We start from the raw sequence: 23,306 nt of genomic DNA on the forward strand, positions 1-23,306 counted from the left end.
GCGGGGGAGCGGGCGGTGAGCGGCGGCGGGCTGCTGGTCGCCGGCACGACCTCCGACGCCGGCAAGAGCGTGCTCACCGCTGGCATCTGCCGCTGGCTGCACCGGCAGGGCGTGAAGGTGGCGCCGTACAAGGCGCAGAACATGTCGAACAACTCGGCGGTGGTCGTCGGGCCGGACGGGCGTGGCGGCGAGATCGGGCGGGCCCAGGCCATGCAGGCCGCTGCCTGTGGGCTCGCACCCGACCTGCGGTTCAATCCGGTGCTCCTCAAGCCGGGCAGTGACCTGGCCAGTCAGGTGGTCCTGCTCGGCGAAGCGGTCGACACGATCACCGCGGGCACGTTCCGGCACCTGCGACCCCGGCTCGCCGAGACCGCGTACGCGGCGCTCGCTGAGCTGCGCGACACGTACGACGTGGTGATCTGCGAGGGTGCCGGCAGCCCCGCGGAGATCAACCTGCGGGCTGGCGACTACGTCAACATGGGGCTGGCCCGGCACGCCAACCTGCCCACCATCGTGGTCGGCGACATCGACCGGGGTGGCGTCTTCGCCTCGATGTTCGGCACCGTGGCCCTGCTCGACCCGGCCGACCAGGCGCTGATCGCCGGCTTCGTGATCAACAAGTTCCGGGGTGACCTCGGGCTGCTCCAGCCGGGGCTGGACATGCTGCGTCACGTCACGGGTCGTCCCACGTACGGGGTGCTGCCCTGGGCACTGGACCTGTGGCTCGACGCGGAGGACTCCCTCGCCTACGGCCGGGTGCTCGGCCGCCCCGCCGCCCCGCACGGCACCGAGTGGTTGGACGTGGCCGTCGTCCGCCTACCCCGGATCAGCAACGCCACAGATGTGGAGGCGCTGGCCACCGAGCCGGGCGTTCGCGTACGCCTCACCATCGAACCGGCCGAGTTGGCCGCCGCCGACCTGGTCGTCCTGCCCGGCTCCAAGTCCACAGTCGCCGACCTCGCCTGGCTGCGCGAGACGGGCCTCGCCGACGCGGTGGCCACCCATGTGGCGACCGGTAAGCCACTGCTCGGCCTCTGCGGCGGTTTCCAGATGCTCGGCCGCGCCATCCACGACACGGTGGAGAGCCGACGGGGCAGCGTACCGGGGCTCGGCCTGCTGCCCATCGAGATCACCTTCGATCCCCGCAAGACCGTCCGGCAGTCGGTGGGCACCGCCCACGGCGGCGTCGCGGTGCGCGGCTACGAGATCCACCACGGGTACGTCTCGCAGACCGACCCCGGTCTGAGCCCACTGTTGACCGGCGACGACGGTGCCGGCGAGGGGGCCGTGCTCGGCGCGGTGCACGGCACGCACTGGCATGGGGCGTTCGAGTCCGACGGGTTCCGCCGGTGGTTTCTGACCGAGGCGGCTCGTCTGGCCGGCCGCACCGGGTTCCGGGTCGCGCCGACGACCAGCTTCGCCGCCGCTCGGGAACGTTCACTCGACCTGCTCGGCGACCTGGTCGAGGAACACCTGGACACCGACGCCCTCTGGCGTCTCATCGAAGCCGGCCCGCCCGCCGGTCTGCCGTTCATCCCACCCGGCCCCCCACCGTCCTGACCCTCGTGGCCGGCCCGCTGGGCGGCGCTGCGTCGTGGCCTGTTCACCGTCGTGGCCGGCCCACTTGGGCGGCGCTGCGTCGTGGCCGGCCCACCTTCCTAGCCGGGCACCGTCCCATGCGGAGCTTGCGGGCGGGGCAGCGAGGCGTCTTCTTGATCCGGCCGCGTGCCGGGGACCCGCCGGGGGTCACTACCTCCCGCGTGATCGTGCTCGATCCTTGTTGTCAACGCCGTTGCGTTAGGTGGAACGGCTGTTCGTCGACCAGCACTGCCTCGCCGATCATGGAGTTGTGGTGGGTCACAGAACGCCCGTAAAACCCCCAAAGTCGGCACCACAACTCCATGATCGCCAAGCCGGGTCCAATCCGCTCCCGATCGGGCACTTCCTGTCCCGGGTTGACCCGCCGGCTACAGCCCTAACGCAACGGTGTTGTCCTTGTTGTGGTGGCCTCGTCCGCGCGAGGAGGGGCCTATCTCCTGGATCGAGCGCGATCTTGAGGCGGCCGGCCGGCCGGGCGGGGTGGCGGCGGGGCGGGGTGGTGCGGGATCAGGGGCGGATGTCGGCGGGGCGGTCGCTTGTGGGGAGGCCGGCGGCCAGCCAGGCGTCGACGCCGCCGATCATGTCGGTGGCCCGGCGCAGACCGAGGGTTTGCAGGCTGGCGGCGGCGAGGCTGGAGCTGTAGCCCTGCCGGCACACCAGCACGATCTCCCGGTCGTACCCGGTGGCTTCCGGGATCCGCCAGGCGCTGGCCGGATCGAGCCGCCATTCCAGCACGGTCCGGTCGATGACGACCGCGCCTGGCAGATCGCCCTGTTCACGGCGCTGCAGGTCGGTACGGGTATCGACAAGCAGCGCGCCGCCGCGGACCGCCTCGACGGTCTGCTGCGGAGTCAGTCGGTGCAGCCCGGCGCGGGCCTGTTCGAGGAGGGCGTCGATGCCGGGGCTCATCACGTCTCGGAGCACCACCCGATCATGCCGACTTGGCAGCACGACGGGCGGCGAACGGGCTGCCCGTCACCCGTCACCGCCCCAATTCCCTCGGACGTGACGGTGCCCGGCCGGGGCGGTCAGCCGGACGGGTCAGCGTGGCCCACGTCGACCGCGGTAGCCGGGTGATCGACTCGGTTTTGCTGATGTCGCGGTGTCCCGCTGGCAGGGATAGCGCGACATCAATGATCTGGAGTCGATCACGCCTGGACTGCGGTCGGCGGCATACTTTGGTCATGCCCGTGGCGGTCGTCGAGGCGTACGCCGAATTGGCTCGTCGGGTGCTCGCGGGCCCGGCGCGGTTGGGGCGGACCCGGCTGGTCGCGGTCGACGGGCCGAGTGGCGCGGGTAAGAGCCGGTTCGCCGCGCACCTCGCGGATGCCCTGGGGGCGCTGCTCGACGGTGACCGGCCGCCGGTGGTGCACACCGACGACCTGCTCGACGGTTGGGACGACCAGCTCAGCTTCTGGACACGCCTCGACGAGTGGGTGCTCAGCCCGCTGCGGGAGGGGAAGGCCGGCTCCTATCGGCGTTACAGCTGGGTGCGGCGACGCTTCCTGGTCCGGCCGGTGCCGGTGCCGGTGACGCCGGTGCTGGTGGTGGAGGGAGTCAGCGCCGCTCGCGCGGTCGTCCGGCCGGAGTTGACCCTGGCGGTGTTCGTCACCGCGCCCGCGTCGTTGCGGCTGGCCCGCGCGGTCGCCCGGGACGGGCCGGAGATCCTGCCCGAGCTGCGTCGCTGGCACGCCGGGGAGCGGGCGCACTTCGCCGCCGACGATACGGCCGCCCGCGTGGATCTGCTGGTCGATGGCGCGCCCGCACTGCCGTACGACGCGGACCGGTACTACGTGCGCGTCCGCTGAGCGTGCCCGGCCAGTGGACGAGCGTCACCGGCTCCGGCACGATGCGTGCAGGGAGCAACGCGAGCAAGCACGACGCGAGCAAGCACGACGCGAGAACGACGACGCCAGCAGCACGACGATGCGAGCAAGCACGACGCGACAGCGCTCAGGGCGCGCGGCGAACGGGGGACTCTTCATGTCGGCATCGGACGCGCCCGCGCGGCGCCGGATCACGCTCACCGGCATCAGCTCGCGGGCCTGGGAGCATCCGGCCGACCGGGGTGCGCTGGTCGCGCTGCGGGAGCTGCGCGGTTTCGACGACGTGGTGCGGTCGTTCTTCGGGATGTGGAACGAGCGCGGGTTCCGGCTGTCCGTGCTGGCCTCCGGCATCCGCGTCGACCACCGGCAGTATCCGGCGGTGTGGCAGCGCTACACCGAGGCCGGGGCGGCGCTCGACGTGGCCGACCTGCCCGAGCTGTACGTGACCCAGTCGCCGTGGCTGGGCGCCGAGGCGGTCGGGCTGGAGCGGCCGTTCATCGTGCTGAACTCGGGCTGCGTGCAGCAGCTCGACGAGGACGAGCTGCGCTGCCTGCTCGGCCACGAGTTGGGGCACGTGGGCAGCGGGCACGCGGTCTACAAGACCATGCTCATGATCCTCACCCGGTGGGCGGCCAACCTGAGCTGGTTGCCGGTGGGCGCGATCGCGCTGCGGGCCATCATCGCGGCGATGCTGGAGTGGTGGCGCAAGGCGGAGCTGTCCGCCGACCGGGCCGGCCTGCTCGCCGGGCAGGACCCGGCCGCCGCGTTGCGGCTGCTGATGAAGCTCGCCGGCGGGGGTGACCTGTCGCAGATCGACACGACCGCGTTCCTGGAGCAGGCCGCTGAGTACGCCGGCGGCGGCGACCTGCGCGACAGCCTGCACAAGATCCGGATGACGGCGTGGAGCACCCACCCCACCCCGGTGGCGCGGGCGGCGCAGCTGCGCCAGTGGATCGACTCCGGGGCGTACGGGCGGGTGCTGGCCGGGGACTATCCGCGTCGGGACGACGACAGCTCGACAAGCATCTCGGAGGAGATCAAGGCGGCTGCCGACTCGTACCGGGAGGAGTTCGGCCGCTCCACCGATCCGCTGGTCGGGTTGCTGCGCCGCCTCGGCGACGGCGCGAGCGACGTCGGCGAGTGGGTCGGCGGCACCGCCGGTCGGGCCCGCTCCTGGATGGATGCCGCCACCGAGGCCGCCGGCCGCGCACAGCGTGCCGGCCGGTCGGCCCCCGGCGCGCGGGCGGGCGCCGGCCCGGCGGGCGACGGTGACGGTACGGGCTCCGCCGGCACGCCCCGGTAAGGCCGGCATACGATGCCGGTCATGACCTCACCGATCATGTCCGAGTCCGAGGTGCGGGCCGCAGTCGAGCGGGAGATGCCCGGCGTGCGGGCCGACCTGGAACGCCTCGTCCGCATCCCCGGCATCGCCTTCGATGGCTTCGACCACTCGCACGTGGAACGCTCCGCCGAGGCGGTCGCCGAGTTGCTGCGCGGGTGTGGCCTGGACGTCGACATCGTGCGTTCCGGTGGCCAGCCGGCGGTGATCGGCCGTCGGGCAGCCCCGCCCGGTGCGCCCACCGTGCTGCTCTACGCCCACCACGACGTCCAGCCGGTCGGCGACCTGTCGCTCTGGGAGTCCGACCCGTTCGAGCCGGTGGAACGCGACGGTCGGCTCTACGCCCGGGGTGCCGCCGACGACAAGGCCGGCATCATGGCGCACGTCGCGGCGCTGCGGGCGTACGGGGACGCGCTGCCGGTGGGCGTGGTGCTCTTCATCGAGGGTGAGGAGGAGTACGGCTCCGACTCGCTGGAGCAACTGCTGATCGAGCACCGCGACGAGATCACCTCGGACGTCATCGTGATCGCCGACTCCGGCAACTGGGACATCGGCGTACCGGCGTTGACCACCTCGCTGCGTGGCATCGTCAACTGCTTCGTCGAGGTGCGCACGCTGGACCACGCGGTGCACAGCGGCATGTTCGGTGGTGCCGTGCCGGACGCGCTCACCGCGCTGGTCCGACTGTTGGCGACGCTGCACGACGATGCCGGCGACGTGGCGGTGGCCGGGCTGGTCGGTCGGGAGGGCGCCACCGTCGACTACCCGGAGGACCGGGTCCGCGCCGAGGCCGGGCTGGCCGACGGCGTGCGGTTCATCGGCACCGGCCGGATCACCGACCGGCTCTGGACCAAGCCGGCGCTGGCGGTCCTCGGCATCGACGCCCCGGCCACCGGTGAGGCGCCGAACGCGCTGGTCCCGGCCGCGAAGGCGAAGCTCAGCATCCGGCTCGCCCCGGGCGACGACCCCAAGCGGGCGTACGCGGCGGTGCGCGCCCACCTGGAGCAGCACGCGCCGTGGGGCGCCCAGGTGGCGGTCAGCTTCGAGCACGACGGCTTTCCGTGCGTGATCGACGCGTCCGGGCCGATGTTCGACGCCGCCCGTTCGGCCTTCCGGGCCGCCTGGGATGGCACCGACCCGGTGGACATCGGCGTTGGCGGCTCGATTCCGTTCATCGCCACCTTCCAGGAGATGTTCCCGAAGGCGGCGATCCTGGTGACCGGCGTGGAGGATCCGCACGCCCGCGCCCACGGCCCGAACGAGAGTCTGCACCTGGGGGAGTTCGCCAGGGTCTGCCTCGCCGAGGCGCTGCTGCTGGGCAAGGTGGCCACGGCGGAGCGCTGAGGAATCTCGACGGCGATTTCGGGCCTGATCTGCGAGTTTACGGCGTGTCGGATCGCTCGTTGTTATAGCCTTTCGAACATGAGTACGAACGAGGTGATGGCCCGGTTGGGGGCCGCTGTCAGCGCACTGGGAGATGTCGACGTCTCCGCGTGGTCCGACGACACGCTCAACGAGCAGCTCGGTGAGCTCTCCGCCGCTCTGGTCGCCCTCGACTCGGTGCTCTCCCGGGTCGCCGGCGAGGTCCGTGCCCGGGGGATGCGCATCGAGGAGCCCGTCAGCGCCTAGGCCCTGATCCGTCGTCCGCTCAAGCGGGCGGCACCCTGCCGACACCGCCCGGGCACGGCAATGCCCGGGCGGTGTCGGAGGGGACTGGCAGGATGGGCGACGTGCGGTTCCTCGACCTGGCAGCCACGTCCGCGGCCGTCGGCGCCACCAGCGGCCGGCGGGCCAAGGTGGAGCTGCTCGCTGACGCGCTGCGCCGGCTCGATCCGACCGAGGTCGAGCCCGGCGCCGGCTACCTCGCCGGTGAGCTGCGCCAACGGCAGACCGGGGTGGGCTATGCCAGCCTTCGGGACCTGCCGCCACCGGCAGCCGAGCCGACGCTGACCGTGGCCGCCGTCGACGCGGCCATCGAGCAGATCGCCGCGGTGCACGGCACGGGCTCGCAGACTCGGCGTCGGGCGTTGCTCGGTGCCCTCTACGCGGCGGCGACCACCGACGAGCAGCGTCTGCTCACCGGTCTGTTCAGCGGCGAGCTACGGCAGGGCGCCCAGGCCGGGCTGCTCGCCGACGCGGTGGCGCGGGCCGCCGACGTGCCGGTGGCGACGGTCCGCCGGGCGCTGTTGCTCGCCGGTGACCTGCGCGCCGTGGCGGTCGCCGCGCTGGCCGGAGGAGCGGCCGAGTTGGCCGGGTTCGGCCTGCAGGTTGGCCGGCCGCTGGCGCCGATGCTCGCGCAGAGCGCGCCCTCGGTCGACGAGGCACTCGCCGCGACGGGCACACCGGCGGTGGTCGACGTGAAACTCGACGGCATCCGCATCCAGGTGCACCGCTCCGGCGCCGACATCGCCGTCTTCACCCGCAGCCTCGACGAGATCACCGGCCGGGTGCCCGAGGTGGTCGCCGCGGTCCGTGCCCTACCCGGCCGCGAGCTGGTGCTCGACGGCGAGGCGATCGGCCTCGACGAGACGGGGCGTCCACTGCCGTTCCAGCAGACGTCGAGCCGGGCCGCCCGACGCACCACCCCGAGCAGCACCGGGCGCACCCCTGTCGCCCCGGCGGTGCTCGCGGCGGCCGCCAGCGCGGGCGCGACGGTGCTCACTCCGTATTTCTTCGATCTGCTGCACCTCGACGGTCAGGATCTGATCGATCTGCCCGGTCGGGAGCGGTGGGCCGCCCTGGCCGGTGCGGTGGACGCGTCGCTGCTGGTCGGGCGCATGGAGGTCGACGGCCCGGAGCAGGCCGCCGCCGCGTTCGCCGCCGCGCTCGACGCGGGGCAGGAGGGCGTGGTGGTCAAGGCGCCGGACGCCCCCTACGACGCCGGCCGGCGCGGTGCCGCCTGGGTCAAGGTCAAGCCCCGGCACACCCTCGACCTGGTGGTGCTCGCCGTCGAGTGGGGCAGTGGCCGGCGCAAGGGCTGGCTGTCCAACCTGCACCTGGGTGCGCGCGACCCGCGGACGGGTGGCTTCGTCATGCTCGGCAAGACGTTCAAGGGGCTCACCGACGAGCTGCTGCGCTGGCAGACCGAGCGGTTCCTCGACCTTGCCGTGGAGCGTGGCGACTGGGTGGTGCGGGTCCGCCCCGAGCAGGTGGTGGAGATCGCCTTCGACGGGGTGCAGACCAGCTCGCGCTATCCCGGGGGGATGGCGCTGCGGTTCGCCCGGGTGGTGCGCTATCGCGACGACAAGTCCGCCGCCGAGGCGGACACCATCGACGCGGTCCGCGCCATCCACGCCGGCCGGGTCACCGGCTGACGGCTGGTTCACCGACTGACGGCTGGTTCACCGGCTGACGGCTGGTTCACCGGCTGACGGCTGGTTCACCGGCTGGGGCGGGGCCAGCGCCGGTCACCTGCCGGACAACGACCGGGCGTAGTTGACCTGGTTGTTGACGTGCTGCACCTGGCCCTGGTCGCTGACTGGGATCCGGGCCACGTACTGCTGATGGCCGTTGGTGACGGTGACCTGCACGGTGCCGTGGTGCCGGGTCTCCTTGACCAGCAGGAAGAGCAGGCTGAAGAAGGCCAGGCAGAAGAAGCCGACGATCGCGCAGACCAGCGCCCAGGTCGCCACCTTCTCCTCGCGTTGCCAGTAGTCGGCCACGTGCCAGGTGGCACCGGCCAACGGCAGCACCCCGGCGGGCGTGCGGATGACCGGCGGGCACACCGCGATCTCGGCGATCTGCACCGCGACCGCCTCTGGCCCGGCGGGACCGGCCGGTGCCGGGTGCGCCGACACAGGTGGGTACGGCCCGGACACCGGCCACGCCCCGCCGGGCGGCGTCGAGTGCGGCGCGGGCGGGCCGGAGAACGGCGGCGCCGAGAACGATGCCGGCGGTGCCGAGAACGGCGGTGCCGGCGGTGCCGAGAACGATGATGCCGGTGGCGTCGAGAACGGGGGTGCCGGTGGCGCCGAGAACGACGCCGTCTGCGCCGGGATCGGCGGTGCGGGTGGCGCGGGGAACGGCGGTGCCGATTGCGCCGGGAACGGTGCCGGTGACGCCGAGAACGGCGATGCCGGTGACGCCGATGCCGGTGACGCTGGGAAGGGCCGTGTCGGAGGCGGTGTGTCCTGCGGCGGCGCGCTCGGGAAGGGTGCCGTCGGCGGGGTGATCGGCAGCGCCCCGGTGGCGGAGGTGGCGCTCCACGGATCGATCGGCGGTTGCGGCTGGGTCGGCGGCTCGGGCACCGCGGCCGTGGGATCCGAACTCACCGAGACCTCCAACGCGGGATCGACACGTGGCGCAGGCTACCGGCTGCCCTGTCGTCCCGCATGCCCCGGCGAGTCTGTGTGGGACGCCTCGGTCAGGCGGACGCGCTCGGCGTCGGCTCGGCCGCGCGGTCCAGCGGGGCCGGGGTGACGCCGATCCCGGCGGCGCGGCGGGCCTCCCGGCGCGCCACCCAGCCGTAGCCGAACAGGGACATCACCGCGAAGAGCCACCACTGCACGACGTAGCCGAAGTTCTGCCAGTTGTTGGCGTGCCCGACGGGCACCGCCTTGAACACCGGGTCGGCCGTCGGGGTCTGCTCGTCGAGCAGCAGGTAGGCGCCGTAGACCGGGTAGGGCAGCTCGCCGGCCAGCCGCGACACACCGATCCGCCGGATCTCCAGCCGCCCGTCGCGGCGGGCCACCGCGCCGGCACCACTCTCGGTCTCGTGCACCCGACCGACCACCGTCACGTCGCCGGTCGGCACGGCGGGCACCGACGGCTGGGCGGTCGCCCCACCCGGAGCCGGCGGGATCCAGCCCCGGTCCACGAGCAGCGCCGTGCCGTCCGCGAGCACCAGCGGGGTGAGCACCTCGAAGCCGACCCGGCTGTCCACCGTCCGGCCGCGGACCAGCACCGTGTTCGTCGGGTCGTACCGGCCGGTGACGGTGATCCGGGTCCAGACCTTGTCCTCGGCGGGGGCGGGGCCGACAGTGCCCGCGCCGCCGGTGGGGGCGCGCAGCGCGTCGGCCAGCGGCGTCGGGGCCATCCGCTGACCCGCGTCGATCCGTTCGTTGACCTCGGTACGACCCCGGTAGCGGTCCAGCTGCCAGTTGCCGAGGAACACCATGACGGCGGCGGCGACCAGGGTCAGCGCGAGGGCGCCCAGCCAGCGTGGGCTCAGCAGGAACCGGTACACAGCACGAGGCTACTCGTATGACCGGCGCCACTGACCTGGACCGGGGCGGGAGGAGGCCCGGAGTGTGCCGCCGGCCCCGGTTGGCGGTGCTCGCGCCGCCAGCCGGGCGGGTATCGTCACGCCGACGGATCGGCCCCGGTCGTCCCCGTCGCGTACCCGCCGCCGCTCGCGAGGAGTCGATGATGACCATCGTGCCGCGCCTGGTGCTCAGCGCGCCGTCCTCCGGGCACGGGAAGAACGCGCTGGCGATCGGGCTGCTCGCCGCCCTGGCCGAGCGTGGGGTCGACGTCGCCGGGTTCAAGCTCGGGCCGGACCACGTCGACGCCGCCTACCTCGGACTCGCGTCCGGTCGGCCCGGCCGGGTGATCGATCCCCGGCTGGTCGGCACCGACCGGCTCGCCCCGCTGGTGGCGCACGGCGCGGCCGGTGCCGGGCTCGCCGTGGTGCAGGGCAGCATGGGGCTGTACGACTCGGTCGGTGGCCGCCCCGAGCAGGAGTCCACGGCAGCCGCGGCCGCCGCGCTGCGCAGCCCGGTGGTGCTCGTCGTCGACGTGGCCGCGATGGGTCAGTCGGTGGCGGCCCTGGTGCACGGTTTCCGCTCGTACGACGAGCAGTTGTGGCTTGGCGGGGTGATCCTCAACCGGGTGGCGTCCTCGCGGCACGAGGGCATGCTGCGCGAGGCGTTGGACGACGTGGGCGTGCCGGTCTACGGCGCGTTGCGTCGGCAGGACCTGCCGGCGGTGCTGCCGTCGCGGCGGCACGGGGTGGCGCCGGTGGTCGACGGGTCCGCCGACGCCGTCCGAGCGGTTCGTCGGCTGGGCGAGGCCGTCGCCGCCACGGTGGATCTGGAACGGCTCCTCGGGCTGGCCCGCTCGGCCCCGCCGCTGCCGGCACCGGCCTGGTCTGCCGAGGAGGCCCTCGGCGGGTTCACCGCCCCGGCGGAGCGCCCGCTGGTGGCGTTGGCCGGTGGGCCGGGCGGCAGTTTCAGCCATGCGGAGACCGCCGAGCTGCTGCGGGCCGCCGGCGCCGAGGTCGTCACCGTCGATCCGCTGCGCGACGAGGCGCTGCCGGTCGGCACCCGCGCGCTTGTCGTCGGCGGTGCGTTGCCCGAGGCGTACGCCGAGCAGTTGTCAACCAACCGGCGGCTCTGCATCGCGGTGGCCGAGTTGGCGCGGACCGGGCGTCCGGTGATCGCCGAGGGCACCGGGTTGCTCTGGCTGGCCCGCGAGCTGGACGGCCTGCCGATGTGCGGGGTCCTCGACGCGGTCGGTGTCAGCCGGGACGGCCTGGTGGCCGGTTACCGGGAGGCGACCGCTCAGACCGACAGCGTCGTGGCCGCCAGCGGCACGGTGTTGGTCGGGCACAAGGCGCACCGCGCGGTGCTCACCCCCCGCGCCGGTCAGCGCCCGGCGTGGAGCTGGGAGGGCGGCACGCCGGAGGGGTTCGTCTGGCGCAACGTGCACGCCTCGCAGCTCACCCTGCACTGGGCCGGTCATCCGGCCACGGCCGCCCGGCTGGTCGCCGCGGCGGCGGCCGACCCGACGGCCGAGGTGGTGCCCGCGCAGTCCGGCGGCGTGCCGGCGTGACCGCTCGGCTGGCGGTGCGCCACCGGCGCCGGGTCAGCCGACGATCGCGTCCGACGGTGGGGTGAACTGGCGGGCCGGTGTGCCCTTCAGGCCGTCGCGGAGGGTCTCCGCGACCGCCTTGATCGGGATCTGGGACTGCCCGTCACCGACGGCGTTGAACGGGTTGTCCGGGTCGGAGATGAAGCTCGCCGCGGCCAGTTCCGGGGTGTAGCCGACGAACCAGGCGGACCGGGTGCTGTCGGTGGTACCGGTCTTGCCGGCCACCGGCCGTCCGACCGTGCCTCGCACGCTGTCGGCGGTGGACCAGCCGCCGCAGCTGCCGCGCGCCGGGGTGTCCCCGGTCGGGCAGCGGGCGGCGTCGGTGGCCGCCCGAGCGGCGTCCGCGCTGACCACCTGCCGGCAGCGGGGCTTGGCCACCTCACGGTGCAGGCCGCCCGGGGTGGCGTACGTGGCGGGTGTGCCGTCCCGGTTCATGATCGCCTGCACCGGGATCGCCTCGCAGTAGCGCCCGTCGGCCGCGATGGCGGCGTAGGCGTTCGCCATCTCCAGCGGGGTGGCGTCGGAGACGCCGAGCGTGAACGCGCCCCACTTCTTCGCCTTGGTCGGGGACGCCTGTTCCCGGTCGACGTCGGTGCGCCACCGCAGCCCGAGCTGTTCGGCCAGTCGGACCGCCCGGTCCGCGCCGACCTTCTCCTCCAGCCACACGAAGTACGTGTTGACGGATTTGCCGAAGCCGGACCACATGGTCTGTTGCCCGGTCATGGCACCGCTGGCGTTGGACGGCGCCCAGCCGTCGTAGACGGCCGACTTGTAGCGGTACGGGGCGTTGAACGAGGTGGAGAGCGTCATCCCCGAGTCCAACGCGGCGAGCATCGGGAACATCTTGAACGTCGAACCGGCCTGGTAACCCGCCAGGCTGCCGCCGCCGAGCAGCGGCGCCACCGTGTTCGGGTAGTTGGCCTTCACCTTCGGCCCGGCCTCGGGGTTGGAACTCTGCGGGTTCTCGCTCAGGTCCAGCGAGTACGTCCGGTTCACCGCCATCGCCTTCACCCGGCCGGTGCCCGGCTCGGAGACCACGATCCCGTTGGCGAACGGGCTGCCGGTGGCCTCCTTGCTGCCGACGTTCTTCTCCGCCGCGGCCTGGATCTTCGGGTCGAGGCTGAGCACGATCCGGTAGCCGCCCCGGCGCAGCTTGTCCATTCGTTCCAGCGGGTCCGCGCCGAAGGCGGGCTGCGCACTCCACCAGTTCTTCAGGTAGTCGCAGGCGAAGCCCCAGCCGTTGTACGTCTCCGCGACCGCGACACAGTCGTGCGGCGGGTTCGTGAGCTTCAGCCGGATCGGCTCGGCCTTGGCGGCGGCGGCCGAGTCGGGGGAGAGGTAGCCGAGCTGGCTCATCCGGTCCAGCACGTAGTCCCGCCGGCCGGTGGCCTCCTTCTGGTCGGAGTCGGCCGGGTCGTACTCCGAGGGGGACTTGACCAGCCCGGCGAGGGTGGCGGCCTCCACCGGGGTGAGGTCCTTCGGGGTCTTGGAGAAGAAGATCTCGCTGGCCGCGTAGATGCCGTACGCCCGGTGCCCGAAGTACGCCGAGTTCAAGTAGCGCTCCAGGATCTGCTCCTTGCTCAGCTCCTTCTCCAGGTCCAGCGCCATCCGCATCTCCTTGACCTTGCGCAGGCTGGTCTGCTGGGTGGCTTCCTGGACCTCCTTGGGCGTGGTCGCGCTGTCCCGCAGGGCCATCCGGACGTACTGCATGGTCAGGGTCGACGCACCCTGGGAGCCGCCGGAGCGGGCGTTGGACACGAAGGCGCGGGCCACGCCCTTCGGGTCGACGCCGTGGTGCTGGTAGAAGCGGGAGTCCTCGGCGGCGACGATCGCCTGCTGGATGTTCGGCGACATGTCCGACAGCTTGGTGTACTGCCGGTACTCCTCGTAGAACATGGTCAGCACGGTCTTGCCGTCCGGGCCGTAGACGTAGGAGGTCTCGGCGGGCAGGGCGGTGGTCAGCACCCTGGTCTTCTGCTCCACGGCGTGCGCGGTGGCCTTCGCGCCGAGCCCGGTGAGGGCGACCAACGGGTACGCGGCGGCGGCGATCACGATTCCGGCGATCAGTCCGGCGCGAAGGAGAGGGACGAGTCGACCAGCGGCAGCAAGGGGTCGGTTGCTCACATGGCTAAGTTATGACATTTCCGATTCGTACCTGAGAAGAACTCTTAAACCGGCGAGTGGTGACGCGGCTTACGCCGTGATCGACTGTCCCGCCGGCCACCTTCCCGGCAGGATCGCGGACATGCCCGTGCCGATCGTCGCTTCCGAGCCCGACCTGGCGCACCACGGTGACGTCGAGGTCGGCGACGGGCTGATCGACCTCGCGGTGAACGTCCGGCAGGCACCGGCTCCCGCCTGGTTGGCCGGCCCGATCGCCGCCACCCTGACCGACCTGGCCCGCTATCCGGACCCGACGCCGGCCCGGGCGGCCGTCGCCGCCCGACACCGCCGTCACCCGAACGAGGTGCTGCTCACCGCCGGCGCCGCCGAGGGCTTCGTGCTGATCGCCCAGGCGCTGCGCGGCGTCCGCCGGCCCGTGGTGGTGCACCCCCAGTTCACCGAGCCGGAGGCGGCGCTACGGGCCGCCGGGCACCCGGTCGAGCGGGTGCTGCTGGACGCCGCGGACGACTTCCGACTCGACCCGTCCCGGGTGCCCGCCGACGCCGACCTGGTGATGATCGGCAACCCCACGAACCCGACCTCGGTGCTGCACCCCGCGCGGACAGTGGCCGCGTTGGCCCGCCCCGGCCGGGTGCTGGTGGTCGACGAGGCGTTCGCCGACGCCACGAGCGCCCCCGGCCACCCCGGCGAACCGGAGTCCCTGGCCGAGCGACGCGACCTGCCCGGTCTGCTCGTGCTGCGCAGCCTCACCAAGACGTGGGGCCTGGCCGGCCTCCGGATCGGCTACCTGCTCGGTGCCGCGGACCTGCTGACCCGGCTGGCCGCCGTCCAGCCGCTCTGGGCCGTCTCCACACCCGCGTTGGCCGCCGCGTCCGCCTGCGCCACCGACGTCGCGGTCCAGGCCGAGCGCGCCATCGCCGCCGACCTCGCCGCCGACCGCGACCACCTGGTCGCCCGCCTCGCCGACCTGCCCGGTGTACGCGTCGTCGGCCGCCCCGCCAGCGCGTTCGTCCTGCTGCACCTGCCGGGCGCGACAGCGATCCGGGCCGCCCTGCGCGAGCGCGGCTGGGCGGTGCGCCGGGGCGACACCTTCCCCGGCCTCGGCCCGGACTGGCTGCGGGTGGCGGTACGCGACCGCAACACCACAGACGCGTTCATCGACGTGCTGCGCGAGATCATGGAGGCATGATGCTGGAGACCACGATCGCGGCGATCCGCCCGGCCGACGAGACGGCCATGGCCGCCGCCCGTGAGCTGCACGGCCGGCTGACCAAGCCGGCGGGCTCGCTGGGGGCGTTGGAGGAGCTGTCGGTACGCCTCGCCGGCCTCGCCGGGGCCTGCCCACCACCGCTGCCCGAGCCGGCCGCGGTGGCGATCTTCGCGGGCGACCACGGGGTGCACGCCCAGGGGGTGAGCCCTTGGCCGCAGGAGGTCACCGCGCAGATGATCGGCAACTTCCTGGCCGGCGGCGCGGTGGTCAACGCGTTCGCCCGGCAGGCCGGCGCGTCGGTCACCGTGGTCGACGTCGGGGTGGCCACACCGCTGTCCACCGACCCGGCCGCCGCTGTCGACCCGGCTGTCCTCTCCCCGGCCGCCCTAGACCCGGCTGCTCTCGGCCCGGGGGTGCTCGATCCGGCCGTGCCCCGGCTGGTTGCCGCGTCGGTCCGTCGGGGCACCCGCGACTTCACGGTGACCGCCGCGCTGACCCGGGACGAGGCGCTGGCGGCGGTGCAGACCGGCATCCGGATGGCCGACGAGCTGATCGACGCCGGGGCCGGCATCCTGCTCACCGGTGACATGGGCATCGGCAACACCACCCCGGCCGCCACGCTGATCGCCGCGTTCACCGGTGCCGACCCGCTCGACGCCACCGGTCGGGGCACCGGCATCGACGACCCGACCTACGCGCACAAGGTCGCCGTGGTGCGCGCCGCGCTGACCCGGCACACACCCGACCCGGCCGACCCGCTGGGTGTGCTGGCCGCCGTCGGTGGCCTGGAGCACGCCGCGCTGGCCGGACTGATCCTGGGTGCCGCGGCCCGCCGCACGCCGGTGCTGCTGGACGGTGTGATCGCGGTGTCGGCCGCGCTCGCCGCCGCGGCGTTCGCCCCGGACGCGGTCTGCGCCATGGTCGCCGGGCACCGTTCGGCCGAACCGGGTGCGACGGCGGCACTGCGGCACCTCGGCCTCGACCCGCTCATCGACCTGGGGCTGCGCCTCGGTGAGGGCACCGGCGCGCTGTTGGCGTTGCCCGTGGTCATCGGCGCGGTGCGGGTGCTGCACGAGGTGGCCACGTTCGACGCCGCCGGGGTGGCCGAGAAGTGAGCACGTACGGCGAGCGAACCCTCCGCCTCGGAGGTGTGGCGTGACCTCCAATCCGTACCCTCTCGGTTTGCGGCTCGCCGGGCGGCGGGTGGTTGTGGTGGGCGGCGGCGCGGTCGCCACCCGCCGGGTGCCCGCGCTGCTGGACGCCGGCGCGGACGTCCTGCTGGTGGCACCGGAGCTGACCCCGGCGCTGCGCGCCCAGGTCGACGCGGGTCGGCTGCACTGGGTGCCGCGCCGGTTCGCGGTCGAGGACCTGGACGGTGCCTGGCTGGTCCAGGTGGCAATCGACGACCCGATGGCGGCGGCCTCGGTGAGCGCCCTCGCCGCCGAGCGACGGATCTTCTGCGTCCGGGCCGACGACCGGACGGCCGCCACCGCCTGGACGCCGGCGGTGACCCGGCACGGCCCGGTCACCGTCGCGGTGCTCGGCGGCGGCGACCCCCGCCGGGCGATGACCGTCCGCGACGCGATCCGCGACCTCCTCGCGGTCCGCCTGGCACCGGAGCGGCTCGCCCCGACGCAGAGCGGGTCCGACGCTGCGGCCGCGATGGCCGGGGCGGCCGGGTCCGACGCTTCGACCGCGACGGCCGGCGCGGCCGGGCGGCAGGTTGGGCGGGTGGCGCTGGTGGGGGCGGGGCCGGGGGACCCGGAGCTGATCACCGTGAAGGGGTGGCGGCTGCTCACCGAGGCGGACGTGGTGGTCGCCGACCGGTTGGTGCCGGGGCTGCTCCTCGACGAGCTGCGCCCGGACATCGAGCTGGTGGACGCCTCGAAGATCCCCTACGGACCGTCCCGGGCCCAGGAGGAGATCAACCAGATCCTGGTCGACCGCGCTCTGGCCGGCGCGTTCGTGGTGCGGCTCAAGGGCGGCGACCCGTACGTCTTCGGGCGGGGCGGTGAGGAGCTGCTGGCCTGCGCGGCGGCCGGTGTGCCGGTGACCGTGGTGCCCGGGGTGACCAGCTCGATCGCCGCCGCCTCCGCGGCCGGGATTCCGGTCACCCATCGGGGGGTGGCGCACGAGTTCACGGTGGTCTCCGGGCACGTGGCACCCGACTCACCGGCCTCGCTGGTGCGCTGGGACGCCCTGGCCGGCCTGCGCGGCACCCTGGTGATCCTGATGGGGCTGAAGAACCTCGCCGCCATCAGCGAGACCCTGATCGCCCACGGTCGGCCACCGCAGACGCCGGCCGCCGTGGTGCAGGAGGGCACGACGGGTGCCCAGCGGGTGCTGCGATCCACCCTCGGCGCGGTGGCCGCCGACACGCTCGCCGCCGATGTGCGGCCGCCGGCCGTCGTCGTGCTGGGAGACGTGGTGGGGGCACTCGACGGCTGACCGGCGACCGAACGCGGCGGCGCGACCGTCCGGCGCCGGACCCGAGCCTCATCGAGGTCGCTGGCGACGCCGATCGGGCACGGGAGGGCACCGGCAGGGTAGATCTTGGACAGTTTCCGTTTCCGCGTAACGGAAACTGTCCAAGATTGCCAGCTGCGGCGGGTGAGGCACCGCAGTTTCGCGGGTGCCGGCTTGACCGGTGAGGGCGGATACGGACCGGGGAACCGGGGGTGTCGGTGGTTGTCGACACAATGTCGCTCATGTTCACCGTGAAGGACCCGCACGAGACGTGGCGAACGGACCTGCTCAGACCCGTCGCGCTGCGGTGTGCGGGCCCTGACCTGACCACCACCTTCGAGGACCTCCCCTCGCAGTGGCGCGCCGCCCCGGTCCGGACACTGCGGTGCACGGACGCGGACGGCTCCTGGGCCGCCCTGGTGACAGTGGTCCGTGGTTATCCGCAACAGCCGGGTGACTCGCTCGTCGGCAACGAGTTCGGCCGTGATCCGCACACCGCCTACGACCTGGACTCGCCCGGAAACCTGGTGTACGAGCTGCAGGTGACCGAGGACGACGGGTCCGACGAGCACGAGCTGCTGGAGTTCCGGCTCTTCGGCGACCCGCAGGCCGCCGGGGCGGAGGTGCTGCGGTGGGCGGGGAAGAAGGCGGCGTACTCGGTCCGCCCGTCGGTGGAGCGGGCCGAGACACGGCAACGCCGGGCTCGTCGACAGTTCGACAATCGCCAGGTCAGTGCGGCATCGCCGCAGGTCCGGATCGACGTGGTGGCCGGCGAGGCCGCCGCCGACCTCGACGCCATCGACAGGTCCGCGTTGTGCTGGCACTTCCCGCGCGGGAACACCGGCGCGTACCTGCGGTCCGCAGTGGTCGCACTGGCCGGCTACGGCGAGCAGCGGCCACACCTGCGGGGCCGGTGGCTCACCGCACGGGCCGAGGGCGAGCAGTTGGTCATCGGCATCGACGAGCTGATCCCGGCCAACCAGCGGCACCGCTGGGACAGCGCCCGCTGGCTGTGGGACCGTCGAGCGGCGACCACTCCGGCCGGGCCTCGCTGGCAGGTCGACCGGGTCGAGCAGGCCGCCCCCGCGGTCGCGGCCGTCCACCGTGGCGCGCTGCCCGAGGCGCTGGCCAACGCCGGGGTGCAAACGGATCCGGAGCTCGACGCGCTGCTGACCGGTGTGCCGTACCGGCTCTCCGACGCCGAGCTCACCCCGACCTGGGTGGCGACCCTGCACCGGGGTCTCGCCGACCTCGCGCCCTGGCGGCTGGACGCGGCGTACCGGGGGTGGCGGGACGGCCGGCAGGCACTGGGGCTGCCGGTCCGGGATCCGGTTGTCCTGTTCGGCCTCGGCGGCGTCGGCGCGGTCCGTAAACCGAAGCTCGCGCTCGACCACACCGGCGACGCCCCACTGCTGTGCCTGATCCACACCGGCAGCAGCGCGGTACTGCCGTACGCGCACTGGACGGTGCCCACCGACCTCGGTGCCCGCCTGTACGGGTGGCAACCGAGCCTGCCGTACCCGCACTGACCGACGGGGCCGGAGCGTAAGCGCTCCGGCCCCGTCACACGTGCGGTCGAACTACTGCTTGAGCATGTTGTCCAGCAGCAGGGCACAGCGGATCAGACCGAGGTGGCTGTACGCCTGCGGGTGGTTGCCCAGCCCACGCTCGGCCAGCGGGTCGTACTGCTCGGGGAGCAGCCCGGTCGGACCGGCGGTGAGCACCATCTGCGCGAACAGCTCCTCGGCGTCGGTGCGGCGGCCGGTGCGCAGGTACGCCTCGATCAGCCACGCCGTGCAGATGTGGAAGCCGCCCTCACGGCCGGGCAGGCCGTCGTCCCAGTGGTAGCGGTAGACGACCGGGCCGCTGCGCAGGTCCGCCTCGATGCGCAGGACGGTGGACAGGAAGCGCGGGTCGTCGCCCGGGAGCAGGCCGGAGAGCCCGATCCAGAGTGACGAGGCGTCCATGTCCTCGTCCCCGTACGCGACGCTGTACGCCTCGACGTCGGAGTGCCAACCCTGCTCCAGCACGTTGGCGCCGATCCGGTCGCGCAGGTCCTTCCACTCCGGCCGGTCCTGGCCGCCGTGCTCGCGCATGACGTGCAGCGCCCGGTCGACGGTCATCCAGCACATCACCTTGGAGAAGACGTGGTGCCGTGGTGGCAGCCGCGCCTCCCAGATGCCGTGGTCGGGCTCGTGCCAACGGCGGCGGACCGCCTCGACCATGTTCTCCAGGACCCGCCACTCGTCCTCGCGGACCGAGCCGCGCGCGTCGGCGACGGCCGCGATCAGGTCGGCGATCGGGCCGAAGACGTCCAGTTGGAGTTGGTGGTTGGCGAGGTTGCCGACCCGGACCGGCCGGGAGCCGGCGTACCCGGGCAGCGTGTCGATGACCGCCTCGGCGCCCAGCTCGTACCCGTCGATGGTGTAGAGCGGGTGCAGTCGCTCCGGGTGGCCGCCGGTGCGCTCGATGCAGCCGTCCACCCAGCGCAGCAGCGCCTCGGCCTCCTCGACGGAGCCGAGGTCGACGAGTGCGCGGGCGGTCAGCGCGGCGTCGCGCAGCCAGCAGTAGCGGTAGTCCCAGTTGCGGACGCCGCCCAGCTCCTCGGGGAGCGAGGTGGTCGCCGCGGCCAGGATCGAGCCGGTTGCCTCGTGGCAGAGCCCGCGCAGGGTGAGGGCGCTGCGCGCGACCAGGTCACGGGCGGTGGACGGCAGCCGCAGCGAGGCCACCCAGTCCTTCCACGGCTGCTCGGCCGCGGCCTGCCGTTCGTGGATCGGCACCCGGTGGTGCTCCAGGCTGTGCGTGCCGAAGCGCAGCTCCAGCACGACCTGCCCACCGGCGGCGGAGAGGTCGACGATCGCCTTGGCGGTCTCGTACCCGCCGTCGTTGCCGACCTCCCACTCCACGCCGGGGGCGTAGAGCGCGACCGGCTCGTTGGAACCGAGCACCAGCAGGCCGTCGCCGAGTGGCTGCAACTGCACGGCTACCTGACCGAACTCGGGCCTCGGCGCGAACTCCACCCGGGCCTTGCCACTGCCGGTGAGCACCCGGATCAGTGTCGAGTCGCCGGTGATGACCGCGGGGCTGTCGTCCGGTGTGGTCTCCCGGGCCGGCTTGTCCAGCCAGTCGGTGACGGTGAGCCCGGACCACCGGGTCTCCACGGTCATCGTGCCGGAGCGGTAGCGCTGGCCCAGCGGGATGCCGCCGCGTTCCGGGGCGACGCTGAAGTGACCGGCCGGGCTGCCACCCACCAGGTCGGCGAAGATCGCCGCCGAGTCGGGCTTGGGGTGGCAGAGCCAGCTCACCTTGGCCTCGGGGGTGAGCAGAGCGACGGTACGACCGTTGGCCAGCATGGAGTGCCGCTCGATCGGCACGGCCCGCTCGCCGAACAGCCAGTGCCGCCGGGTCTCCAGCAGCAGCGCCAACGCCCGGGCGGCCTCCAGCGGATCGCCCACCCGGTAGCTGGCCTTGGTGTCCCCGGGGCCGATCTTGATGCCGAGGTCGGGACCGTGCAGGTGGCCGAACGCGTTCTCGTCGGTGATGTCGTCGCCGATGAACAGCACCGCGCTGGAGGCGAGCTGGGTCCGCAGTTGGTCGAGCGCGGTGCCCTTGTGGGTGGCCACGACGGAGAGCTCGATGACCTCCTTGCCCTGGGTCACCGTGACGCCGTCGAAGGTGGCCGGGCCGGTGCGGACCGCCTCGATGGCCGCGGCGGCCACCTGGGGGTCGACCCCGCGGGTGTGCACCGCGACGCTTGCCGGCTTGCGTTCCAACCGGATGCCCGGATGCTTGGCGGCGATCTCGCGTAGCGCGTTGCGAACCTCGGTCCGCACCGCGACCAACTCGGGGGAGAGCCGCTCGACGAAGCCGATGTCGAACTCGGAGCCGTGGCTGCCGACGAGGTGCACCTCGCTGGGCAGTCGCGACAGCGCGGCCAGGTCGCGCAGCGCCCGGCCGGAGACGACCGCCACGGTTGTCTGCGGCAGCGCGGCGAGCGCGCGGACCGCGGCCACCGACTCGGGCAGCGGGACGGCTGTGCTCGGGTCCTCCACGATCGGCGCCAGTGTGCCGTCGTAGTCGCAGGCGACCAGGAGTTGGGGGACCCGGGCGATCCGGCCGATGGCGGAGCGCAGCTCGGGGTCCATCACCCCGGTGGCCGTGGCCGCTCCATCGTTGACGGTCGTGTTCACTCGGCCTCCGCCTCGGGAACTCCGAGCTCGGAGAGGAAAGACTTGGCCCAGTGGCCCACGTCGTGGGTACGCAGGTGACGTTGCATTGTCCGCATCCGGCGGCGTGCCTCGGTTTTCTCCACGTGCACTGCCCGGAGCAGGGCGTCCTTGACCGCGTCCGGGTCGTGCGGGTTACACAGGAAAGCCTGGCGCAGCTCCGTTGCGGCGCCGGCGAACTCACTGAGCACGAGCGCGCCACCCTGGTCGGCGCGCGACGCCACGTACTCCTTCGCGACCAGGTTCATGCCGTCTCGTAGCGGTGTCACCATCATCACGTCGGCAGCAACGTACATTGCGGCGAGTTCACTGCGACTGTACGACTGATGCAGGTAATGCACTGCCGGCACGCCGACCCTGCCGAATTCGCCATTAATCCGGCCAACCTCGCGCTCGACCTTGACCCGAAGTGCCTGGTAGTGCTCGACGCGCTCGCGGCTGGGCGTGGCCACCTGCACCATAACCGCGTCGGGAACTGTCAACTTTCCGTCAGCAAGCAACTCGCGGAAGGCCTTGAGGCGCAACTCGATGCCCTTGGTGTAATCCAGCCGGTCCACGCCCAGGATGATCGTCTTCGGGTCGCCCAACTCGGCGCGGATCTGCTTGGCCCGGGCCTGGATCGCCGGGTCGGCGGCCATCCGCTCCATCTCCTGGGTGTCGATCGAGATGGGGAAGGCGCCCGCCTTCACCTGCCGACCGTCGACCTGGATCATCTGCCCCTCGTAGCGCAGCCCGAGCAGGTGCCGGGCCAGCCGGACGAAGTTCTGCGCGGCCAGCCGCTGCTGGAAGCCGACCAGGTCGGCACCGAGCAGGCCGCGCAGGATCTCGGTGCGGAACGGCATCTGCATGAACAGCTCGATCGGCGGGAACGGGATGTGCAGGAAGAACCCGATCCGCAGGTCCGGGCGCAGCTCACGGAGCATCGCCGGGACCAGCTGGAGCTGGTAGTCCTGCACCCAGACCGTCGCACCCTCGGCCGCGACGTCCGCGGCGGCCTCCGCGAACCGGGCGTTGACCAGCCGGTACGCCTCCCGCCAGCGGCGCTTGTAGGCCGGCGTCTCGACCGCGTCGTGGTAGAGCGGCCAGATCGTCGCGTTGGACTGGCCCTCGTAGTAGCGCTCCAGCTCCTCGGCGCTGAGCGGGACCGGGTGCAGCCGGATCCCCTCCAGGTCGAACGGCTCGGGGGCGGCCCCGGTGCCACCGGCCCAGCCGACCCAGGTGCCCTGGTGTTCGGCGAGCACGGGGTGCAGCGCGGTGACCAGCCCGCCAGGGCTGCGTCGCCACTGCCGGCCCTCGGGTGTGCTCACCTCGTCGACCGGCAGACGGTTCGCCACTACGACAAAGGAGCTACGGACGGTCACGATCGGCCACCTCCGGGTACTGACGGGTCCACCGCGAATGAGCGTACTGAGCGTAGCTGCGGCGTCTTGTGCCTCGTGCCGGAGTCTCCTACCCGCCTCGTACGCGCCGAAATCCCCAGGGTGATCTTGTCGACAGCCCGTCGATCAGAGGTCGATGATCGGCAGGGGATGATCGACTCCGGTTGCATGAAAACGGGTTATCCAGACGCGGGGGACGGCCCGATTTCCATAAAGTCGAGTGGATCATGGGCCGGCGGAGGCGCGCCCGCGTACTCCTGGGGCGGGGTGATGTGGGCGAAGCGCGGCGTACCTGTCAGGATTGACGATGGCGTGCGCGTGGCCGGC

General features: G+C 72.9%; 17 protein-coding genes. 11 read left to right on the top strand and 6 right to left on the bottom strand.

Going from position 1 to position 23,306, the window contains the following annotated elements; translation table 11 throughout:
• Window positions 1-15: 15 nt before the first annotated feature.
• Window positions 16-1,560 carry a cobyric acid synthase gene (locus tag AB0B14_RS29440; RefSeq protein ID WP_357525367.1) on the top strand — a complete coding sequence of 515 codons (1,545 nt, stop codon included), beginning with the start codon at window positions 16-18 and terminating at the stop codon, window positions 1,558-1,560.
• Window positions 1,561-2,106: 546 nt separating this feature from the next.
• Here the strand turns inward: AB0B14_RS29440 and AB0B14_RS29445 are convergent.
• Window positions 2,107-2,508, bottom strand: coding sequence for a rhodanese-like domain-containing protein (locus tag AB0B14_RS29445; RefSeq protein WP_357067235.1), 402 nt, complete (start codon window positions 2,506-2,508; stop codon window positions 2,107-2,109).
• Window positions 2,509-2,783: 275 nt separating this feature from the next.
• On the opposite strand from AB0B14_RS29445, the gene AB0B14_RS29450 reads away from it, so the two are divergent.
• The 5 genes from AB0B14_RS29450 (at window position 2,784) to AB0B14_RS29470 (ending at window position 8,078) form a co-directional block, all read left to right on the top strand.
• A complete protein-coding gene (locus tag AB0B14_RS29450) occupies window positions 2,784-3,407 on the top strand; it encodes a hypothetical protein (protein ID WP_357525369.1) in 624 nt (207 codons plus the stop codon).
• Window positions 3,408-3,582: 175 nt separating this feature from the next.
• Window positions 3,583-4,728: a M48 family metallopeptidase gene (locus tag AB0B14_RS29455; RefSeq protein WP_357525371.1), complete on the top strand. Its 1,146-nt coding sequence runs from the start codon at window positions 3,583-3,585 to the stop codon at window positions 4,726-4,728.
• Between the two features lie 36 nt (window positions 4,729-4,764).
• Window positions 4,765-6,108: a dipeptidase gene (locus AB0B14_RS29460; RefSeq protein WP_357525453.1), complete on the top strand. Its 1,344-nt coding sequence runs from the start codon at window positions 4,765-4,767 to the stop codon at window positions 6,106-6,108.
• Window positions 6,109-6,186: 78 nt separating this feature from the next.
• Window positions 6,187-6,393, top strand: coding sequence for a hypothetical protein (locus AB0B14_RS29465; RefSeq protein ID WP_357067117.1), 207 nt, complete (start codon window positions 6,187-6,189; stop codon window positions 6,391-6,393).
• A 92-nt stretch (window positions 6,394-6,485) separates the two neighbouring features.
• Window positions 6,486-8,078, top strand: a complete 1,593-nt coding sequence (locus AB0B14_RS29470; protein ID WP_357525373.1) for an ATP-dependent DNA ligase — start codon at window positions 6,486-6,488, stop codon at window positions 8,076-8,078.
• A gap of 93 nt (window positions 8,079-8,171) precedes the next feature.
• On the opposite strand, the gene AB0B14_RS29475 is transcribed toward AB0B14_RS29470, so the two are convergent.
• Window positions 8,172-8,582, bottom strand: a complete 411-nt coding sequence (locus tag AB0B14_RS29475; RefSeq protein WP_357525375.1) for a hypothetical protein — start codon at window positions 8,580-8,582, stop codon at window positions 8,172-8,174.
• Between the two features lie 545 nt (window positions 8,583-9,127).
• Complete coding sequence (locus tag AB0B14_RS29480) at window positions 9,128-9,949, bottom strand: SURF1 family protein (protein ID WP_357067123.1); 822 nt, start codon at window positions 9,947-9,949, stop codon at window positions 9,128-9,130.
• Window positions 9,950-10,131: 182 nt separating this feature from the next.
• Here AB0B14_RS29480 and AB0B14_RS29485 point away from each other — a divergent pair, with 182 nt between their 5' ends.
• The gene (locus tag AB0B14_RS29485) at window positions 10,132-11,535 is read left to right on the top strand and encodes a cobyrinate a,c-diamide synthase (RefSeq protein ID WP_357525377.1); all 1,404 of its coding nucleotides are present in this window, start codon (window positions 10,132-10,134) and stop codon (window positions 11,533-11,535) included.
• A 33-nt stretch (window positions 11,536-11,568) separates the two neighbouring features.
• Here AB0B14_RS29485 and AB0B14_RS29490 read toward each other — a convergent pair whose 3' ends face one another.
• Complete coding sequence (locus AB0B14_RS29490) at window positions 11,569-13,698, bottom strand: transglycosylase domain-containing protein (protein WP_357067127.1); 2,130 nt, start codon at window positions 13,696-13,698, stop codon at window positions 11,569-11,571.
• Window positions 13,699-13,819: 121 nt separating this feature from the next.
• Between AB0B14_RS29490 and cobC the strand changes: the two genes are divergently transcribed.
• The 4 genes from cobC (at window position 13,820) to AB0B14_RS29510 (ending at window position 18,903) form a co-directional block, all read left to right on the top strand.
• On the top strand, window positions 13,820-14,887 hold the full coding sequence (cobC, locus tag AB0B14_RS29495; protein WP_357067129.1) for an Rv2231c family pyridoxal phosphate-dependent protein CobC: 1,068 nt from the start codon (window positions 13,820-13,822) through the stop codon (window positions 14,885-14,887).
• The gene (locus AB0B14_RS29500) at window positions 14,887-16,023 is read left to right on the top strand and encodes a nicotinate-nucleotide--dimethylbenzimidazole phosphoribosyltransferase (protein WP_357067239.1); all 1,137 of its coding nucleotides are present in this window, start codon (window positions 14,887-14,889) and stop codon (window positions 16,021-16,023) included. The genes cobC and AB0B14_RS29500 overlap by 1 nt, the downstream gene beginning before the upstream one ends.
• A 40-nt stretch (window positions 16,024-16,063) precedes the next feature.
• Window positions 16,064-17,356, top strand: a complete 1,293-nt coding sequence (gene cobA, locus AB0B14_RS29505; protein WP_357525379.1) for a uroporphyrinogen-III C-methyltransferase — start codon at window positions 16,064-16,066, stop codon at window positions 17,354-17,356.
• A gap of 260 nt (window positions 17,357-17,616) precedes the next feature.
• On the top strand, window positions 17,617-18,903 hold the full coding sequence (locus AB0B14_RS29510; protein WP_357525381.1) for a hypothetical protein: 1,287 nt from the start codon (window positions 17,617-17,619) through the stop codon (window positions 18,901-18,903).
• A gap of 51 nt (window positions 18,904-18,954) precedes the next feature.
• On the opposite strand, the gene otsB is transcribed toward AB0B14_RS29510, so the two are convergent.
• Together otsB and AB0B14_RS29520 are read right to left on the bottom strand one after the other, a co-directional pair.
• Window positions 18,955-21,519, bottom strand: coding sequence for a trehalose-phosphatase (otsB, locus tag AB0B14_RS29515; RefSeq protein WP_357067241.1), 2,565 nt, complete (start codon window positions 21,517-21,519; stop codon window positions 18,955-18,957).
• Window positions 21,520-21,560: 41 nt separating this feature from the next.
• Entirely contained in the window at window positions 21,561-22,961 is a 1,401-nt protein-coding gene (locus tag AB0B14_RS29520) for a trehalose-6-phosphate synthase (protein ID WP_030488230.1), read from the bottom strand.
• Window positions 22,962-23,306: the final 345 nt, after the last annotated feature.

The sequence above is a fragment of the Micromonospora sp. NPDC049171 genome (assembly GCF_040648275.1).
GTDB lineage: Bacteria > Actinomycetota > Actinomycetes > Mycobacteriales > Micromonosporaceae > Micromonospora.

Coding starts and splice junctions, on each gene's coding strand:
- AB0B14_RS29460 (WP_357525453.1), top strand. CDS start 4,765: ATGTCCGAGTCCGAGGTGCGGGCCGCAGTCGAGCGGGAGATGCCCGGC.
- AB0B14_RS29465 (WP_357067117.1), top strand. CDS start 6,187: ATGAGTACGAACGAGGTGATGGCCCGGTTGGGGGCCGCTGTCAGCGCA.
- AB0B14_RS29510 (WP_357525381.1), top strand. CDS start 17,617: ATGTTCACCGTGAAGGACCCGCACGAGACGTGGCGAACGGACCTGCTC.
- AB0B14_RS29485 (WP_357525377.1), top strand. CDS start 10,132: ATGACCATCGTGCCGCGCCTGGTGCTCAGCGCGCCGTCCTCCGGGCAC.
- AB0B14_RS29445 (WP_357067235.1), bottom strand. CDS start 2,508: ATGAGCCCCGGCATCGACGCCCTCCTCGAACAGGCCCGCGCCGGGCTG.
- AB0B14_RS29450 (WP_357525369.1), top strand. CDS start 2,784: ATGCCCGTGGCGGTCGTCGAGGCGTACGCCGAATTGGCTCGTCGGGTG.
- AB0B14_RS29500 (WP_357067239.1), top strand. CDS start 14,887: ATGCTGGAGACCACGATCGCGGCGATCCGCCCGGCCGACGAGACGGCC.
- AB0B14_RS29470 (WP_357525373.1), top strand. CDS start 6,486: ATGGGCGACGTGCGGTTCCTCGACCTGGCAGCCACGTCCGCGGCCGTC.
- otsB (WP_357067241.1), bottom strand. CDS start 21,519: ATGGACCCCGAGCTGCGCTCCGCCATCGGCCGGATCGCCCGGGTCCCC.
- cobC (WP_357067129.1), top strand. CDS start 13,820: ATGCCCGTGCCGATCGTCGCTTCCGAGCCCGACCTGGCGCACCACGGT.
- AB0B14_RS29455 (WP_357525371.1), top strand. CDS start 3,583: ATGTCGGCATCGGACGCGCCCGCGCGGCGCCGGATCACGCTCACCGGC.